This window comes from Streptomyces sp. UC4497 (assembly GCF_054871485.1).
On the sequence record NZ_JBTYHB010000038.1, the window covers coordinates 65,638 to 82,408 of the forward strand.

Sequence of the window (16,771 nt, forward strand, 5' to 3'; positions counted from 1 at the left end):
GTACGAATGGTGCTGGTGGTGCTGGTGGGGCCGGTACTGATGTGGCCGGTGCTGGTTCTTGGGGTCATACGCGGAGCACCTCCGTGCCTCCCGCCTCGATCGCCGCCGCGTCCTCGGGGGCGAGGCCGGTGTCCGTGATCAGCAGGTCCACGTCGGCGAGGTCGCCGAACCGGGCGAAGTGCTCCTGGCCCCACTTGCCGGAGTCGGCGAGCAGCACCACGCGGCGGGCCGCGGCGACGGTCGCCCGCTTCACGGACGCCTCGGCGAGGTCGGGCGTGGTGAGTCCGGCCTCGGCGGAGAAGCCGTTGGCCGCGAGGAAGAGGACGTCCGCGCGGATCTCCCCGTACGCGCGCAGCGACCAGGCGTCGACGGCGGCGCGGGTGCGGTGCCGGATGCGGCCGCCGACGAGGTGGAGCTGGATGCCGGGGTGGTCGGCGAGCCGGGCCGCGGTGGGCAACGAGTGCGTGACGACGGTCAGTTCGGACTCCAGCGGCAGCGCGGTCGCCAGCCGGGACACCGTCGATCCGGCGTCGAGGATCACGCTGCCCTCGGCCGGCAGCTCGGCGAGCGCGGCGTGGGCGATGCGGTCCTTCTCGTCGGCGGCGGTGCCCTCGCGCTCGGCGAGGTCGGGCTCGAAGTCGAGGCGACCGGCCGGGATGGCGCCGCCGTGCACGCGCCGGACGAGGCCCGCGCGGTCGAGGGCCTTCAGGTCGCGCCGGATGGTCTCGGCGGTGACCTGGAACTCCTCGGCCAGCGACAGCACGTCGACCCGTCCGCCGTCGCGGGCGAGGCGGAGGATCTCCTGCTGGCGCTCGGGTGCGTACATGTCCGGTTACCTGTGTCCTCTTCTGCGAGCGTGCCCGAATCTGTGGCTCTGACTTGAGGCTACGACCGCATTTCCAGAAAGTAAACAGGTTCGGGCATCCAGCAGACACAAACGGGCATCCGGTCCGATGCATACAGTGCATACACACCACAGGGCCCGGTCCTCCAGAGAGGAGGGCCGGGCCCTGTGCGGACTGCGGGGGCTACTGCCCCATCACGTACTTCACCGTCGGACCCGTGGTCCAGCCGCCGTCCACGGCCAGCTCCGCGCCCGTCACGTACGAGGCGTCGTCCGACAGCAGGAACACCACCGCCTTCGCGATCTCGCCGGCCTCCCCGACGCGGCCCATCGGCGTGTTCGGGTAGTTCCCCTCGCCCTGCTGGATGCCGACCTGCGCGGTCATCGGGGTGTACGTCATGCCGGGGTGCACGGAGTTCACGCGGATCCGCGCGGTGCCCTGCTCGACCGCCGCGATCTTGGTGAGCCCGCGCACGCCCCACTTCGAGGCGCCGTACGAGGAGGTGAGCGCGAGGCCCATCAGGCCCGCCGCGGAGGAGATGTTGACGATCGAGCCGCCGCCGGCCTCCCTCATCGCGGGGACGACGGTCTTCATGCCCGCGAAGACGCCGACGAGGTTGACGTCGAGCACCTGGCGGAAGCGTTCCACGCTCTCCGTCTCGAAGGGCATGCCGGTGGAGATGCCCGCGTTGTTGACCAGGCCGTCGATGCCGCCGAACTCGGTGGTGGCGTGGGCGAGCGCGGCCTGCCACTCGCCCTCCGACGTCACGTCGAGGTGGGTGTAGCGGGCCTTGGCGCCGAGTTCGGCGGCGAGGGCCTTGCCTTCGTCGTCGAGTACGTCGCCGATGACGATGTTGGCGCCGGCGGTGATGGCGAGGCGGGCGATGTCGGCACCTATGCCGCGGGCTCCGCCGGTGACCAGGATCGTCTTGCCGGTGAGGTTGTTCATGTTCGGCTCCCTTTTTGGTTGCGGCCCCCATGGCCTACGACTCGGGGCTCCGCCCCGGACCCCGCGGGCTCTCGTCCAAGAGCGGGGCTTGAATTGCCGGTGGCGCTCGATGTGGCGGCCAGGCCTGACTGGGCCAGGCACTCCAGTGCCAGTGCTGCCGGGCCCCCCGGGCCCGTGGGCGGGGCCTCCGATCGTGCCCACGTCTCCACCGCCACCCGCACCGCCGTGGTCGCCATGCCCGCGAGCAGGCGCAGTGGCAGGTCGGGGTCGGGCCCCGCGTCCGTGCGGTCCGCCAGGACCGTGAGGAGGGTCGACTCCGAGACCCGGCAGGTGTCGGCCCACACCGCGCGCAGCGCCGGGCTCTCGTCGGTGAGGCGGAGCAGGGCGCGGACCCAGAGGAGCGTGGCCTCGTCGTCCCCGGAGAGCGCGCGCTCGACCGCGTACCGCAGCGCGGCCGGTACGAGCAGGTGCGCGGGCGCCTCGCGGACCGCCTCCGCCCACTGGTGGGCCCCGGCGTCGAGGAGCGGTGCGACCGACTCCTCCTTGGTCGCGAAGTAGCGGTAGAAGGTGCGCGGCGCGACGCCCGCCGCCCGCGCGATGTCCTCGGCGCGCGTGGCCCGCAGGCCGTCCCGCGTGAACAGTTCGGCCGCGGCGCGGGCGATGTCCAGGCGCGTGGCGGCCTTGCGCCGCTCCGTCAGCGTCGGGCTCGTCACCGCAGCACCTGCCATTCCCGCCATACCTGCCATGCGTGCATGATATGTCTCTGTGGCACAATCTGCCACCATCAAGTAATGATCATGCCAAGCAGGGGTCATGGCGAGCGGAGCGAGGCGAGAGCAGTGCGGCGGCGGCACTTTCTGAGGACGACGGGCCTGGCCGGAGCAGGGGCGGCGGGCGCCCTGGCCCTGACCGGTTGCGGTTCGGGCGACGGGAGCGACGGCGCCGACGGCGGCAAGGTCACGCTCGACCTTCTCGTGGCCAGCTACAACAAGAGCGTCGGCGCCTCCATCGGTGACCAGTGGGACGACGTCGTACGGGCCTTCGAGAAGAAGCATCCGGACATCCACGTCGAGGTGGAGCGCGTCCCGTTCCTGAAGATCGACGCGGTCCTCGCCCGCCGCGTGAAGGACGGCCGCGCCCCCGACATCGCGCAGGGGCACCTCTTCGCCCCGTACGCCGAGGACCACCTGCTGTACCCGGCGGAGCGGCTCTTCGACGTGCCCACGCAGGCGAGCTTCGTCCGCTCCTTCGCCGACGCGGGCCGGGTCGACTCCGTGCAGTACGGCATCCCGATCCTCGCCAGCACCCCGCGCCTCTTCTACAACACGGGCCTCTTCGAGCGGGCCGGCCTCGCGGGCCCGCCCCGTTCCTGGGCCGAACTCCGCGCCGCCGCCAAGGCGTTGAAGGCCATCGGGGTCCCCACCCCGTACGCCTTGCAGTTCGGCCCCGAGGCCGCGGAGGACGAGCTTCTCGCGTGGCTGCTCTCGGGCGGCGGCGGTTACGCGGATCTCGGCGGGTACGACTTCGGCTCCGCCGAGAACAAGGCGACGCTGACCTGGCTGCGCGACGAACTGGTCGGGCCCGGCCTCGCGGGCGCCGCCCCGGGCAGGCTCACCAGGACGCAGGCGTACGCCCAGTTCCTCCGCGGGAGGGCCGGCATGCTCATCGCCCACCCGGTGCTGCTCGGCGCCGCGGACAAGGCCCGACTGCCGTACGCGCACGCCCCGTTCCCGCTCAAGGAGGGGAACGAGGCGGCGCCCCCGGTGGGGCTCAACGACTGGATGATGGCGTTCAGGAGCGGCGGCCACGTGGAGGAGGCCGGGAAGTTCCTGACGTTCCTGTTCGGCACCGGCTCCGCGAAGACGTACGGCGGCGCACAGGCCACGCTGCCGGTGACCGTGACGGCCTCCGACGAGCTGCGGGCGGACCGTTCGCAGCGGAAGCTGTGGAAGTTCGTCGACCAGATGCCGGACGCGGAGTTCCACCCGGTGGGCCTGCGCTCCTGGCCCAAGGTGCGCTCCGCGGTGCGTGAGCGGATCGGCGGGGCGGTGGCCCCGGGCGGCAACCCGGCACAGGTCCTGGAGTCTCTGGACAACGTGAGCCCCTATATAAGCCCCGCCGGCGATTGAGGCGCGGGGCCCGGGGCAGAGCCCCGCAACCGTCACACCAACTCGCGCTCCGGCTCCGACTCCCGCTCCACCGCACCGTCCTCCACGTCCCCCGAAACAACCCCACCGGACCCACCCGAGGCTTTCGGAAGCGCGAACATCAGCACAAAGATCCCCACCAGAATCCCCGCCGCCCACACCAACGCACTGCGGAACCCGTCCACGAACGCCAGGTTCCCCACCCCCGCCGCGAGCTTGTCCTCCACCATGTTGAAGAAGACGACGGAGACCAGGCTGAGGCCGAGCGCGTTGCCCATCTGCATCACCGTGTTGATGAGCCCGGACGCCGAACCCGCGTGCTCGCGCGGCACCTCGGAGAGCACCGCGTCGGTCAGCGGCGCGACGATCAGGCCCATGCCGAGCCCCATCACGACCAGCGGCAGCGCCATCTGCCAGGAGGCGATGCCGAGCCCGTAGTGCCCGGATTCGTATACGTAGATCAGCACGCCGACGGCCATCAGGAGCGCGCCCGCCTGCAACACCTTCCGCCCGAACCGCGGCACCAGCTTCTGCACGGAGATTCCGGCGGCGACCGAGACCGCGATCGAGAACGGCACCCCGGTCAGGCCCGCCCGCAACGCGCTCCAGCCGAGGCCGAGTTGCATGTAGAGCGTCCAGGTCAGGAAGAAGATGCCCATGACGAGCCCGAAGACGGTCTGCACGGCGATACCGGCCGCGAAGCTCTTCACTTTGAACAGCGACAGCTCGATCAGCGGCGATCCGTCGCGCCGCGTCTTCGCCCTCTCGTACGCGACGAGTACGCCGACGATCACGACGGACGCCGTCATCATCACGTAGCCCCACAGCGGCCAGCCGTTCTCGCGGCCCTGGGTGAGCGGGTAGACGAGCGCCAGCATGGCGAGCGTGACGAGGACGACGCCGACGAGGTCCAGCTTCAGGGCCTTCGGCGCCTTGGACTCGCTGATGACGCGCGAGCCGAGGATCAGGGCGGCGATGCCGACGGGCAGGTTGATGAGGAAGATCGGGCGCCATTCGAGCCCGAAGATGTTCCACTCGGTCAGCAGCGCGCCCAGCAGTGGCCCGGTCACGGCGCCCATGCCGACAATCGCGCCGAACAGGCCGAAGACCTTTCCGCGTTCGTGCGCGGGGAACGTCGCGTGCACGATCGAGAGGACCTGCGGCACCATCAGCGCCGCCATGCCGCCCTGGAGGATCCGCGAGGCGACCAGCATCTCGGGGTTCGCGGCGAAGCCGCACAGCGCGGAGGCGAGCGTGAATCCGCCGACCCCGAGCAGGAAGAGCCGCTTGCGGCCGAAGATGTCGCCGAGCCGGCCACCCGTGATCAGCAGGGCGGCGAAGGCGAGCGCGTAACCGGCGGTGATCCACTGGATCTGCCCGGTCGAGGCGCCCTCGTCGTGCTGAATGGTCGGCAGGGCGACATTGACGATCGTGACGTCGACGAGGTCCATGAAGGCCGCCGTCATCACGATGGCGAGGGCGAACCAGCGCCGGCGGTCGGTGGTGTGTTCCTCGGTTGAGGTCGTCGTTGAGGTCATGCCGGAAAGCTAGAAGCCATCTAGGCCAGATCGTGTCCTAGATGGGCGGCATTCTGAAACCATGGAGAACATGACGCCGTCCCCGACGGACACCCCGGCCCGGCTCCTCCAACTTCTGTCGCTCCTCCAGACCCCGCGCGAGTGGCCGGGCGGCGAACTCGCCGACCGGCTCTGCGTCTCGCGCCGCACCGTGCGCCGCGACATCGACCGGCTGCGCGACCTCGGCTATCCCGTGCAGGCCACGCTCGGCGCCGACGGCGGCTACCGCCTGGTCGCCGGCAAGGCGCTGCCGCCGCTCGTGCTCGACGACGAGGAGGCGGTGGCGATCGCGGTGGGCCTGCGGGCCGGGGCAGGACACGCGGTCGAGGGCGTCGAGGAGGCCTCGGTACGGGCCCTCACCAAACTCGAACAGGTGCTGCCCTCGCGGCTGCGCCACCGGGTGGCCACGCTCCAGACGGCCACCATCCCCCTGACCTCGGGAGACGGCGCGACGATCGCGCCGGAGACGCTCACGGTGATCGCCTCGGCGGCCGCGGGCAGCGAGCGCCTGCGCTTCGGTTACCGGGCGCGCGACACCGCGGAATCGCGCCGCTTGGTGGAGCCGCACCGGCTGGTGTCGACGGGCCGCCGCTGGTATCTCGTCGCGTACGACATCGACCGCGAGGACTGGCGCACGTTCCGCGTCGACCGCATCGCGGACCCGTTCGCCACGGGTGCGCGGTTCGCTCCGCGGGAGGTGCCGGAGGGGGACGCGGCGGAGTACGTACGCCGCTCGGTGTCGTCGTGGGGCGCGGGCGCGGCGTACGAACTGGACGTGGAGTTCGACGCCCCCGCGGAGGCGATCGCGGAGCGCATCCCGGCGGCGGTCGGAGTCCCGGAACCGCTCTCGGACGACCGCTGCCGCCTCCGCACAACCTCGACGGACCCGCTCCACTGGACGGCGATCCGTCTGGCGATGACGGGCTACGACTTCAAGGTACGGGGCCCGGAGGAACTGACAACAGCGGTAAGCGAGTTGGCCGCGCGACTGACGCGATCGACCAACTTGAGCCCCGCCGGCGATTGAGGCGCGGGGCCCGGGGCAGAGCCCCGAGACCGTTCCCCGGCCGACCGAAACATTAGGCGGCTGCGTCAAATCCGGTGTCGCGCGCCAACTTCTTCAGCTCAAGAAGCGCATGCTTCTCGATCTGACGGATCCGCTCACGCGTGAGCCCGTGCTCCTTGCCGACCTCCGTGAGCGTCCGCTCGCGCCCGTCCTCGATCCCGTACCGCATCTTGATGATCGACGCGGTGCGCTGGTCGAGCCGGCCGATGAGGTCGTCCAGCTCCTCGCTGCGCAGCAGCGTGAGCACGGACTGCTCGGGCGACACGGCCGACGTGTCCTCGAGCAGGTCGCCGAACTGGGTCTCGCCCTCGTCGTCCACCGACATGTTCAGCGAGACCGGGTCGCGGGCCCAGTCCAGGACGTCGACGACGCGCTCCGGCTTCGCGCCGAGCTCGGCGGCGATCTCCGTGGGCTCCGGCTCGCGGCCGTGCTCGCGGTTGAACTCGCGCTGCACGCGGCGGATCCGGCCCAGCTCCTCGACCAGGTGGACGGGGAGGCGGATGGTGCGGGACTGGTCGGCGATCGAGCGCGTGATGGCCTGGCGGATCCACCACGTCGCGTACGTGGAGAACTTGAAGCCCTTGCGGTAGTCGAACTTCTCGACCGCGCGCACCAGGCCCGCGTTCCCCTCCTGGATCAGGTCGAGCAGGGGCAGTCCTGACCGCGGGTAGCGGCGGGCGACCGCCACGACGAGCCGCAGGTTCGACTTGATGAAGATGTCCTTCGCGTCCTCCGACGCCGCGACCAGAGCTTCCAGCTCCTCGCGGGACGCCTCGACGGCAGCCTTGCTGTCGGAGACCGTGCCGTCGAGGATCTGCTGGGCGTAGACGCCCGCCTCGATGGTCTGGGACAGCTCGACTTCCTTGGCGGCGTCGAGCAGCGGTGTGCGCGCTATCTCGTCGAGGTACATGCCGACCAGGTCGCGGTCGGCGATCTCCCCGCCTACGGCGCGAACACTGCGTGCCGCATCAGTCTCGCCGGACGCGGCGGACTTACGACGGGCTACGGCACGGGTTGCCATGCGTGCTCCCTTGCGGTGGTAGGTCGGCTGTACGCCCCCTGAGGGGCCTTACGGGTGCCCTGCATCCGATGGAATCAACGACTGGAATCCGGACAGAATTCCCAAGCCGCCCATCTTTTTTCTGATCATGCAGTAACCTGTCGCGCCACAACGCGCGAAGAGGGGAGTCAGGATGGTGTCCGAGTCCACAGAGGTGCAGGTCAGGCCGGGAGTCGAGGGCGACCTCAAGGCCCTCACGGACCTCTACAACCACTATGTACGTGAGACGCCGATCACATTCGACACCGCCGTCTTCACTCCCGAAGAGCGACGTCCTTGGCTGCTCTCCCATCTTGTAGACGAACGGCATCCGCTACTGGTTGCCACTGAGACGACCTCGAAACGGATCCTCGGCTACGCCACAGCCAGCAGCTTCCGCCCGAAAGCCGCGTACGACACGTCGGTGGAGGTCACGATCTACCTGGCGCCCGACGCGGGTGGCCGCGGCGTCGGCACGCAGCTCTACAAGGCACTCTTCGAGGCCCTCTCCGAGCAGGACATCCACCGCGCGTACGCGGGCATCGCGCAGCCGAACGAGGCGTCGGCCCGGCTGCACGCCCGCTTCGGCTTCCGCCATGTGGGGACGTACGAGGAGGTGGGGCGGAAGTTCGGGGAGTACTGGGACGTGGCCTGGTACGAGAAGGCCCTTTAAAGCCCCGCACTCATCCGAACTGCACCGACCGCTTCGCCAGCCCCAGCCAGAACCCGTCGATCACGCTCCGCTGCTCCCCCAGATCGCCGAAGGCATCCGCCGCGCCCATCGTCACGAACAGCGGGGCGAAGTGCTCGGTACGCGGATGCGCCAACGTGCCCGCCGGGGACTTGCGCGTGAAGTCGAGCAGCGCGTCCACGTCGCCCGCCTCCAGCGCCCGGTGCCCCCAGTCGTCGAACTCCGACGACCACGCCGGGATCCCGCCCTGCCGCAGCGCCGCGAGGTTGTGCGTGAAGAAGCCGGAGCCGACGATCAGCACGCCCTCGTCGCGCAGCGGCGCGAGGCGGCGGCCGATGTCCATGAGCCGGGCCGGGTCGAGCGTCGGCATGGAGACCTGGAGGACGGGGATGTCGGCGTCCGGGTACATCTCGACCAGCGGGACGTACGCGCCGTGGTCGAGCCCGCGGTCCGGCACGTCCTGGACCGGGATGCCGGGGCCGCGCAGCAACTTCCTTACTGAATCGGCGAGTTCGGGCGCGCCCGGCGCCGCGTACGTCACCTGGTAGTAGTGCTCGGGGAAGCCCCAGAAGTCGTACACGAGCGGCGCGGTCTCGGTGGCACCGAGGGCCAGCGGCGCGTTCTCCCAGTGCGCCGAGATCATCAGGATCGCCTTGGGGCGAGGGAGGTCGGCCGACCACTCGGCGAGCTGGCCCGGCCACAGGGCGTCGTCGGCGAGCGGCGGCGCACCGTGGGAGAGGTAGAGCGCAGGCATCCGGTTCACGACGACCTCCTTGAAGTTTCAAGCTTTGGCTACCCACAAAAGTAAGCCTTCTTTGTTTAATCTTCAAGAAGGGGGACTACGATGGGAACCATGGAGCAGCAGCACACGGGCACGGGCAGCGACGACGCGCAGGCCACCACCTGGCTCAGCGAGGACGAGCAGCGCACCTGGCGCGCGTACCTCCATGCCACCACGCTCCTGGAGGACCACCTCGACCGGCAACTCCAGCGCGACGCGAAGATGCCGCACGTCTACTTCGGACTCCTGGTGCGACTGAGCGAGGCGCCCCGGCGCCGGCTGCGGATGACCGAGCTGGCGAGGGAAACGAAGATCACCCGCTCCCGACTCTCGCACGCGATCGCGCGTCTGGAGAAGAGCGGGTGGGTGCGGCGCGAGGACTGCCCCTCCGACAAGCGCGGGCAGTTCGCGATCCTCACGGACGACGGCCTGAAGGTCCTGGAGAGGACCGCGCCGGGGCACGTCGAGACCGTCCGCCAGGCCCTCTTCGCGCGGCTCACCCCCGAACAGCAGAAGTCCCTCGGCGAGATCATGATGATCGTCGCCGAGGGACTTCAGCCGAAGGAGGCCGGGGCGGACCTCCCCTGGCTCCGATAGCCCCCTGTCAGGGGGTCAGTGCGCGACCACCGGCACGAGCAGCTCGTCCTCCGCGCCCTCCGTGTCACCGGAGGCCGAGGCCGAACCGGCGCCCGGGGCAGCGGTGTTGACCAGCGTGAAGGCGATCAGGGACGCGACGGCCAGGATGCCGACGGCCCACCAGATGGCGTGGGTGTAGCCGCTCACCATGGCCTGCGCCTGAAGCAGCCGCTGGTTCGTGGCTCCGGCCGCGTGGTCCGCGATGTACGCGGTGGTGGCCGAGGCCGCGATCGTGTTCAGCAGGGCCGTGCCGATGGCGCCGCCGACCTGCTGCGAGGTGTTGACCATCGCGGAGGCGACACCCGCGTCCCGGGGCTCGACGCCGATCGTGGCGAGCGACATGGCGGGCATGAACGCCGTACCCATGCCGAGGCCGAGCAGCAGCTGGGCGGGCAGGATCAGGCCGGCGTACGAGGAGTCGACGGACAGCTGGGTCAGGATCAGCATGCCGAGCGCCGCCAGCAGGAAGCCGGGGCCCATCAGCAGGCGCGGGCGGACCCGCGTCATCAGGCGGGCGCCGATCTGCGTGGAGCCCGTGATCATGCCCGCGATCATCGGCAGGAACGCGAAGCCGGTCTTGACCGGCGAGAAGCCCTTCACGACCTGGAGGTAGTAGGTCAGGAAGAGGAACAGGCCGAACATCGCGATGATCGCGAGGCCGAGCGAGGCGTAGACACCGCCGCGGTTGCGGTCGGCGACGACGCGCAGCGGCAGCAGCGGGTGCTTCACGCGAGCCTCGACGGCGACGAAGGCGAGCAGCAGCACGGCCGCGGCGACGAACATGCCGACGGTGGTCGCGTCGGACCAGCCGTTGGTCTCGGCGCGCGTGAAGCCGTAGACGAGCGAGACCAGGCCGAGCGTGGACAGCAGCACGCCGGGGATGTCGAGCGGCGAGCGGTTGCGCGTGCCGGCCGGCTCACGGATGACGAAGTACGCGCCGAGCGCGGCGATGATCGCGAACGGGATGTTCACGAAGAACGTCCAGCGCCAGTTCAGGTACTCGGTGAGGAAGCCGCCGAGGATCAGACCGACGGCGCCACCGCCACCGGCGATCGCACCGTAGATGCCGAACGCCTTGGCGCGCTCCTTGGCGTCGGTGAACATGACGGCGAGCAGGGACAGGGCGGCGGGCGCGAGCAGTGCGCCGAACAGGCCCTGAAGTGCGCGGGCGCCGAACATCATGGCCTCGCCGCCGGCCGCGCCGCCGAGCGCCGAGGCGAGGGCGAAGCCGATCAGGCCGGTGACGAAGGTGCGCTTGCGGCCCCACAGGTCCGCGATGCGCCCGCCGAACAGGAGCAGGCCTCCAAAGGCGAGCGCGTAGGCGGTGATGACCCACTGCTTGTTGCCGTCGGATATGCCGAGGTCCTGCTGTGCGGCGGGCAGGGCGATGTTCACGATGGTGGCGTCGAGAACCACCATCAACTGGGCGAGCGCGATGAAGGCGAGTGCCTTCCAGCGTCGTGAATCGGATGCCGTTTCCGGCAAGGGGGTACCCACAGCGGGACTCCAAGTCGTGAATAAGCGTGAGAAATCGGGTTGTTACGAAGCTGCGTGTCGCATGGCGAACGTGGTGCTACGAAGAGGTGGATACGGAGAGGTGGAGAGGCGCGAGGACGTCAGTCCTGGCGGAGGTCCTCCAAGGTCGCGGGCTCGCCCGGGAGTTCCGAGCGGGCGGGTGCCATCAGGCCGTCGAGAAACAGCTGCAGATGACGGTGGACGTACCGGTCGAAGCCCAGACAGCCGGTGCCGGGCAGCGGCCGGGTGAGCTGGGAGAGGGCGACCATCAGATCCCCGACGCCGACGTCGGAGCGCAGGTCACCGGATGCACGGGCCCGTTCGGTGAGCTGTTCGACGGCGTCGGTGAGCCGGTCGCGGGCGGCGATCAGCTCCGGATGGTCCTTGTCGAAGGTGGCGTCGAGCATCGGGCACAGGGCGCCGATCCGCTCCTCCGCGGCGGCGTGCACGAACGTCCGCAGCGCGCCGAACGCGGTCGTCTCGCCGGCTTCCTCGGCGGCGAGCCCCCGCTCCGCGTGCTCGGTGATGGTGTCGGTGACCGTGATGACCACGTGGTGCATCAGCTCGCCGCGGTCCTTGAAGTTCCGGTACAGCGTGGCGTTGCCGACGCCGGCGCGGCGGGCGACCTCGTCGAGCGGCAGCACGGGACCGTGTTCCACGAGCAGTTCGCGCGCGGCGTCGACGATCCGCTCCCGGTTGCGCACCGCGTCGGCCCGCGGGCGGGGGGCGCGGCGCTGCGGCTTCTCGGTCGCGGTGGTCACGGCGGCCTCCTTCACGGGTCGGGGTGCACGGGCTTCGGCTTCGGCTTCGGCTTCGGCTTCGGCTTCGGCTTCGGATGAAGTGGGGAGCTGGTCCCCGTTTCGTGCGGACACGGGTCTAAACGGGGAGACCGTCCCCGGTTATTTCCCGCCCTTCATGTGACCTGCCTCACACACCCCTGACCTCGGAAACCCACGATCGGCGCACCCAGCGAGCGGCCCGCCACGCCCCGACACAGGGTGATCGAAAGGGACCCGAGCGTGAGGCGGTGCGGATGCGAGCAGTGCGTCGGATACGCAGGGGCCGCCGTGGGGTGCTGCTGGCCGCGAGCACGGCGGTGGCGCTCGCCGTGACGATGACCGCGAGCACCGGAAGACTCCTCGACGACTCGACGACCGCGGCGGGCCCCGTCGCCGTCTCGCGCACGACCTCCCTCGCGCCCTGCATGATCCGCGGCTCGTTCGGCGTCCAGATGTCGGAGGGCCTGCCCACCGCCCCCGGCTACGCCCGGTCCACCGGCACCGTGCGGGCCCTCAACCTCATGGTCGACTTTCCCGACGCGCCCGGGGAGGGCACCGCGAAGGACCGGCTCGGCGAGTTCTTCCCGCAGACCCAGGACTGGTTCCGCACCGGCTCGTACGGAAAGCTCGACTACGTCCCCGAGGCCCCGGTCGACCACTGGCTGCGGATGCCCAAGCCGTTCACCGCGTACGGGATAGACCGCGGCGCCCCCTTCGACCCCGGCTACCGCAAGCTCGCCGACGACATCGCGGCGGCGGCCGACCCCGAGGTGGACTTCCGCCGGTACGACCTGGTGAACATCCTGGTCACCCCGAACGCGGGGCCCTCCGCGCTGGACACCGTGCTGTCGGTGACGTTCGCGGGCAACCACGAGGCGCCGGTCGCCGACGGGGTGCCGCTGTCCAACGCGTCGTTCGTGTACTCCCGGCAGGACGACGGCTCGGGCTCGTACGCCCAGACCGGGTACCGGGTGCTGCCGCACGAGAACGGGCACGTGTTCGGGCTGCCGGACCTCTACACGCAGGACGGCGGTGGGGCCGCCGGGCACTGGGACATCATGAGCGAGGACTGGGGGGCCGGGAACGATCTGCTCGGCTGGCACAAGTGGAAGCTCGGATGGCTCGACGACAGCCAGGTCGGCTGCGCCGCGCAGCCCGGCACGACCGAGTACCGGCTGTCGCCGCTGGCCCGCAACGACGGCAGGTCGAAGCTGGTGTTCGTGCCGCTGACCCGGAAGACGGGCTACGCGATCGAGGTGCGTACGCAGGCGGGCAACGACGAGGCGGTGTGCCGGTCCGGGGTCCTCGTCTACAAGGTCGACGCGGACGTGGACACGGGCCAGGGCCCGGTCAAAGTCGAGGACGCGACGCCGGACAGCGGAGGCTGCACCCGGCAGCCCAATGTGCACGCGGAGCTGTCCGACGCGGCGTACCAGTCCGGCGAGGTCTTCCGGGACAAGTCGGCGGGTGTGCGGGTGACCGTCGGCGGGATCACGTCCGGCGGTGACTATCAGGTGTACGTGACGCGTAGCTAGGCGACGGGTGTACGTCACTCGTAACGGGGCCGCGGCTGTACGTCACCCGTAACTGGGCCACGGGGCGCTGCCCCGACACACTCGACCCGCCACACGCCACGGGGCTCCGCCCCGGACCCCGCGCCTCAAACGCCGGCGGGGCTTGATTGGCCCACCCGTCGCGGGGCTCAAAAGGCCGTGTCGCTTGAAATGCCCGCCGTTGGCCCGCCCATCTCCCACCCACCCGCCCCCTCCGGGGGCGTCGGCCCAACGGGGCACGAGCAGCCACCGCTCCGCCACGAGTGAGCGAACCGTAAAGACGGCTCCCCACCCGCGGCAGCAGGCCGCCCCCGCCGTGGGCAATCCGCCGCCCACGACGGCTCCCCACCCGTGACGGTCGACCGCCACCGCCTTGGGCAACCTGCCACCCACCACGGCTCCCCGCCCCTGACGGCCGACACCACCCCCACCTTGGACAACCCGCCGCCGGCCCGGCACCCCACCCGTGACGGTCAACCACACGCGCCCTCTGCCTGCCGCCCACCACGACTCCCCACCCTTTGCGGTCGACCGCCCCCGCCTTGGGCAATCTGCCGCCTGGGGCGGCAGGGTGGGCAAGGCGGCACCCCCGTGCAGCGCACCCCTCACAACGAGCCCCACCCCGGTACAGCAACCCGGCCCCCGGGCGGGCGGTGGGAAATGGGCCAGCGGCGCAGCCTGAACGGAACGGTGCCCCGCAACCGGGCCAAAAGGGCCGACCTCGCCAAAGGTCCGGTGCCGCGCACCTGTCACACCCGGACCACGGGGCCGAAGCCCCCGGAGGGGTGGGCAGGAGATGAGCCGGCGGCGCAGCCTGAACCGCACGGGGACGCGCAATGCGGCCGAGGGGGCCGACCACAGCAAGGCCCCAGCGTCGCGGGCACCTCACGGCAGGCCCCGACCCCCGGTGCAGCGACCGGCCCCCGGACAGGCCCAAGCCCTCGAAGGGGGCGGGCGGGAGAAAGATGAGCGGGTACCGCCGCAGCCTGGCAAAGGACCGGTACCGCTCCGAACGCATAGGCACCCACCCCGGCAAAGCTCCAGACCCCGGCGCCCCGCACCAGAGGCCCCGACCCCGGCACAGCAACCCGGGCCCCGGTCAGGCCCAAGCCCCCGGAGGGGGCGGGCGGGTGGGAGATGAGCGGGCACCGGCGCAGCCGGACAGGGGCCAGTGCCGCGAGCCGAACGCAGGGGCGCCAACCCCGGCAAGGCCCCGGCCCCCGCTGCCGCGCGCCGAACGCATAGGCGTCGACCCCGGCACAGCACCCCGCCCCCCGCTGCCGCCCAACGGAAACGGACGGCCCCGGCCCCGCCCCACGTCACCCGGACGCCAAGGACTCCCGCAGCTCGCGCTTCAGGATCTTGCCCGTCGCGTTGCGCGGGAGTTCGGAGGACTGGAGCACCACGTGGCTCGGGACCTTGAACGCCGCGAGGGACTTCGCCGCGAAGGCGCGGATGTCGTCCGGGGTCGCCGTCGAGCCGGGGCGGGTGCGGAGGACCGCCGCCACCTCCTCGCCCAGGACCGGATGCGGGATGCCCACGACGGCCGCCTCCAGGACGTCCGGGTGGTCGTGGAGCGTCGCCTCCACCTCCACGCAGTGGACGTTCTCGCCGCCCCGGATCACCAGGTCCTTGATCCGGTCGACGACACTGACCCGGCCCTCCGAGAGCACCGCCAGGTCCCCCGTACGGAACCACCCGTCCTCCGTGAACGCCGCCCCGGTGGCGTCCGGAGCGTTCCAGTAGCCACGGATCAGCGGCTGGCCGCGGAGGCAGAGCTCGCCCACCTCACCGTCCGGCAACGGTTCACCGAGGGGATCCGCGATCCGTACCTCCACGGCCGGCGCCGGACGGCCCACGCTGCCCGGCCAACTCCGGTACTCCTCACCGGCGTTGGAGAGCACTCCGCCGAGCGTCTCGGTGAGGCCGTACCCGTTGCGGGGCTCGATGCGCTCGCCGTAGCGGTCGGTGAGGCGGGCCACGATGCCGGGCGGGGCCGCGGCGCCGCCCGTGCTGAACCCCGTAAGGGAGGGGAGTTCGTCGCCCAACTCCTTGGCTCGTTCGAGGAGTTGGAGGGCTGTGGCCGGGACGCCGCCGAAGCTGGTGATGCCGTGTTCGCGGATCATGGCGAGCGCCGTGTCCGGGTCCCACTTGCGCAGCACTACGATCGTGCCGCCCACCCCCATCGCCGCGTAGAAGCCGGTGAACGCCGCCACGTGGAAGAAGGGGAAGGTGAGCAGGCCGACGGGGGCCGGCCCCTGGCCGGGCATGATTCCGCGCGCCAGCGCCGTGCGGGCCGCGGCGTAACGGGGCCCCGTGACGGCGCCCATGTGGGCGTGGTGGGTGGCGACGGCGCCCTTGGGGCGGCCCGTCGTACCCGAGGTGTAGAGGATCGTGGCGTCCGCGGACGGGTCGATGTCCACGTCGGGCGGCCCGAGTTGGGGGTCGGGGGTGGGCAGGTCCGCCCACCGTTCGGTCCGCTCGCCGGCCGCCTCCCGGCCCTCCTCGTGGCAGACCAGCGTCCAGGGCCGGGGGCTCGCCGCGTCGAGCCACGGGAGCACCCGCTCGTAGCGCTCCCCGTCGACGACCAGCACCGCGGGGCCGCAGTCGTCGAGGGCGTACGCGCACTCCTCGGCGGTCCACCACGCGTTCAGCGGCACCGCCACGAGCCCCGCCAACTGCGCGCCCCAGAAGGCGACCTGCCACTCCGGGTGGTTGCGCATCGCGATGACGGCGCGGTCCCCCGGCCGCAGCCCGTACCCGCCCGCGCTCTCGTCGTCGAGGAAGCGGCGGGCCAGCGCGCACGCCGCCGCGAAGAACTCCCCGTAGGTCATGCGCCCGTTCTCGGAGATGACGAAGGGCGTGTCGCCGAACGCCCACGTCGTCTCGACGAACTCCCGCAACGTACGGGGCCCGTCGGCATAGGAAAGGCGCCCGTCCTCGCCACGTACGACGGCGAAGGGGGCGCCCGGAGCGGTCAGCAGCGCTTCCACGGAATCCACGGCATCAGCGTCCATGGTCGGACGGTACGTCCGGCGGCCCGACCCACGTCAAGATACGTGCACCGGCCAACGGGCCCGTACAGCACGGCGGGGGGGGGGGGGGGGGGGCGGGCCCCCCCCCCCCCCCCCCCCCCCGGGGGGGCCCCCCCCCCCCCCACCCACCCCCCCCCCCCCCCCCGGCCCCCCCCCCCC

General features: G+C 71.2%; 14 protein-coding genes. 5 read left to right on the top strand and 9 right to left on the bottom strand.

The window, feature by feature from the left end; translation table 11 throughout:
- Window positions 1-64: 64 nt before the first annotated feature.
- From ACYSUO_RS35100 to ACYSUO_RS35110, 3 genes are all read right to left on the bottom strand, one after another.
- Entirely contained in the window at window positions 65-826 is a 762-nt protein-coding gene (locus ACYSUO_RS35100) for a DeoR/GlpR family DNA-binding transcription regulator (protein ID WP_426903107.1), read from the bottom strand.
- Between the two features lie 202 nt (window positions 827-1,028).
- On the bottom strand, window positions 1,029-1,793 hold the full coding sequence (locus ACYSUO_RS35105; RefSeq protein ID WP_461780258.1) for a glucose 1-dehydrogenase: 765 nt from the start codon (window positions 1,791-1,793) through the stop codon (window positions 1,029-1,031).
- A complete protein-coding gene (locus tag ACYSUO_RS35110) occupies window positions 1,790-2,539 on the bottom strand; it encodes a TetR/AcrR family transcriptional regulator (RefSeq protein ID WP_461780259.1) in 750 nt (249 codons plus the stop codon). Before ACYSUO_RS35110 ends, ACYSUO_RS35105 begins: the two co-directional genes overlap by 4 nt.
- Window positions 2,540-2,590: 51 nt before the next feature.
- Between ACYSUO_RS35110 and ACYSUO_RS35115 the strand changes: the two genes are divergently transcribed.
- A complete protein-coding gene (locus tag ACYSUO_RS35115) occupies window positions 2,591-3,922 on the top strand; it encodes an extracellular solute-binding protein (RefSeq protein WP_461780260.1) in 1,332 nt (443 codons plus the stop codon).
- A 32-nt stretch (window positions 3,923-3,954) separates the two neighbouring features.
- On the opposite strand, the gene ACYSUO_RS35120 is transcribed toward ACYSUO_RS35115, so the two are convergent.
- Window positions 3,955-5,478 carry an MFS transporter gene (locus tag ACYSUO_RS35120; protein WP_461780261.1) on the bottom strand — a complete coding sequence of 508 codons (1,524 nt, stop codon included), beginning with the start codon at window positions 5,476-5,478 and terminating at the stop codon, window positions 3,955-3,957.
- 70 nt (window positions 5,479-5,548) lie between these two features.
- Here ACYSUO_RS35120 and ACYSUO_RS35125 point away from each other — a divergent pair, with 70 nt between their 5' ends.
- Window positions 5,549-6,544 (top strand): helix-turn-helix transcriptional regulator, encoded by a 996-nt coding sequence (locus ACYSUO_RS35125; protein ID WP_461780270.1) that lies wholly within the window; start codon window positions 5,549-5,551, stop codon window positions 6,542-6,544.
- Window positions 6,545-6,596: 52 nt separating this feature from the next.
- On the opposite strand, the gene ACYSUO_RS35130 is transcribed toward ACYSUO_RS35125, so the two are convergent.
- Entirely contained in the window at window positions 6,597-7,604 is a 1,008-nt protein-coding gene (locus tag ACYSUO_RS35130; RefSeq protein WP_426903103.1) for a sigma-70 family RNA polymerase sigma factor, read from the bottom strand.
- 172 nt (window positions 7,605-7,776) lie between these two features.
- Here ACYSUO_RS35130 and ACYSUO_RS35135 point away from each other — a divergent pair, with 172 nt between their 5' ends.
- Window positions 7,777-8,295: a GNAT family N-acetyltransferase gene (locus ACYSUO_RS35135; protein ID WP_461780262.1), complete on the top strand. Its 519-nt coding sequence runs from the start codon at window positions 7,777-7,779 to the stop codon at window positions 8,293-8,295.
- 10 nt (window positions 8,296-8,305) lie between these two features.
- Here the strand turns inward: ACYSUO_RS35135 and ACYSUO_RS35140 are convergent, their stop codons facing one another.
- Window positions 8,306-9,067 (bottom strand): dioxygenase family protein, encoded by a 762-nt coding sequence (locus tag ACYSUO_RS35140; protein ID WP_461780271.1) that lies wholly within the window; start codon window positions 9,065-9,067, stop codon window positions 8,306-8,308.
- Window positions 9,068-9,157: 90 nt separating this feature from the next.
- Between ACYSUO_RS35140 and ACYSUO_RS35145 the strand changes: the two genes are divergently transcribed.
- Entirely contained in the window at window positions 9,158-9,691 is a 534-nt protein-coding gene (locus ACYSUO_RS35145; protein WP_461780263.1) for a MarR family winged helix-turn-helix transcriptional regulator, read from the top strand.
- A gap of 15 nt (window positions 9,692-9,706) precedes the next feature.
- Here the strand turns inward: ACYSUO_RS35145 and ACYSUO_RS35150 are convergent, their stop codons facing one another.
- The gene (locus ACYSUO_RS35150; RefSeq protein WP_461780264.1) at window positions 9,707-11,227 is read right to left on the bottom strand and encodes an MFS transporter; all 1,521 of its coding nucleotides are present in this window, start codon (window positions 11,225-11,227) and stop codon (window positions 9,707-9,709) included.
- Window positions 11,228-11,346: 119 nt separating this feature from the next.
- Window positions 11,347-12,006 (bottom strand): TetR/AcrR family transcriptional regulator, encoded by a 660-nt coding sequence (locus ACYSUO_RS35155; protein WP_461780265.1) that lies wholly within the window; start codon window positions 12,004-12,006, stop codon window positions 11,347-11,349.
- A 272-nt stretch (window positions 12,007-12,278) separates the two neighbouring features.
- Here ACYSUO_RS35155 and ACYSUO_RS35160 point away from each other — a divergent pair, with 272 nt between their 5' ends.
- Window positions 12,279-13,559: a M6 family metalloprotease domain-containing protein gene (locus ACYSUO_RS35160; RefSeq protein WP_461780266.1), complete on the top strand. Its 1,281-nt coding sequence runs from the start codon at window positions 12,279-12,281 to the stop codon at window positions 13,557-13,559.
- A gap of 1,337 nt (window positions 13,560-14,896) precedes the next feature.
- Here the strand turns inward: ACYSUO_RS35160 and ACYSUO_RS35165 are convergent.
- Window positions 14,897-16,594 carry a class I adenylate-forming enzyme family protein gene (locus ACYSUO_RS35165; protein ID WP_461780267.1) on the bottom strand — a complete coding sequence of 566 codons (1,698 nt, stop codon included), beginning with the start codon at window positions 16,592-16,594 and terminating at the stop codon, window positions 14,897-14,899.
- Between the last annotated feature and the right edge of the window lie 177 nt (window positions 16,595-16,771).

What these genes read in the sequence shown, in the direction of transcription:
- ACYSUO_RS35125 (WP_461780270.1), top strand. Translation starts at nt 5,549, where the DNA reads ATGACGCCGTCCCCGACGGACACCCCGGCCCGGCTCCTCCAACTTCTG.
- ACYSUO_RS35115 (WP_461780260.1), top strand. Translation starts at nt 2,591, where the DNA reads ATGCCAAGCAGGGGTCATGGCGAGCGGAGCGAGGCGAGAGCAGTGCGG.
- ACYSUO_RS35105 (WP_461780258.1), bottom strand. Translation starts at nt 1,793, where the DNA reads ATGAACAACCTCACCGGCAAGACGATCCTGGTCACCGGCGGAGCCCGC.
- ACYSUO_RS35100 (WP_426903107.1), bottom strand. Translation starts at nt 826, where the DNA reads ATGTACGCACCCGAGCGCCAGCAGGAGATCCTCCGCCTCGCCCGCGAC.
- ACYSUO_RS35140 (WP_461780271.1), bottom strand. Translation starts at nt 9,067, where the DNA reads ATGCCTGCGCTCTACCTCTCCCACGGTGCGCCGCCGCTCGCCGACGAC.
- ACYSUO_RS35110 (WP_461780259.1), bottom strand. Translation starts at nt 2,539, where the DNA reads ATGGCAGGTATGGCGGGAATGGCAGGTGCTGCGGTGACGAGCCCGACG.
- ACYSUO_RS35135 (WP_461780262.1), top strand. Translation starts at nt 7,777, where the DNA reads ATGGTGTCCGAGTCCACAGAGGTGCAGGTCAGGCCGGGAGTCGAGGGC.
- ACYSUO_RS35145 (WP_461780263.1), top strand. Translation starts at nt 9,158, where the DNA reads ATGGGAACCATGGAGCAGCAGCACACGGGCACGGGCAGCGACGACGCG.
- ACYSUO_RS35130 (WP_426903103.1), bottom strand. Translation starts at nt 7,604, where the DNA reads ATGGCAACCCGTGCCGTAGCCCGTCGTAAGTCCGCCGCGTCCGGCGAG.
- ACYSUO_RS35165 (WP_461780267.1), bottom strand. Translation starts at nt 16,594, where the DNA reads ATGGACGCTGATGCCGTGGATTCCGTGGAAGCGCTGCTGACCGCTCCG.
- ACYSUO_RS35160 (WP_461780266.1), top strand. Translation starts at nt 12,279, where the DNA reads ATGCGAGCAGTGCGTCGGATACGCAGGGGCCGCCGTGGGGTGCTGCTG.
- ACYSUO_RS35120 (WP_461780261.1), bottom strand. Translation starts at nt 5,478, where the DNA reads ATGACCTCAACGACGACCTCAACCGAGGAACACACCACCGACCGCCGG.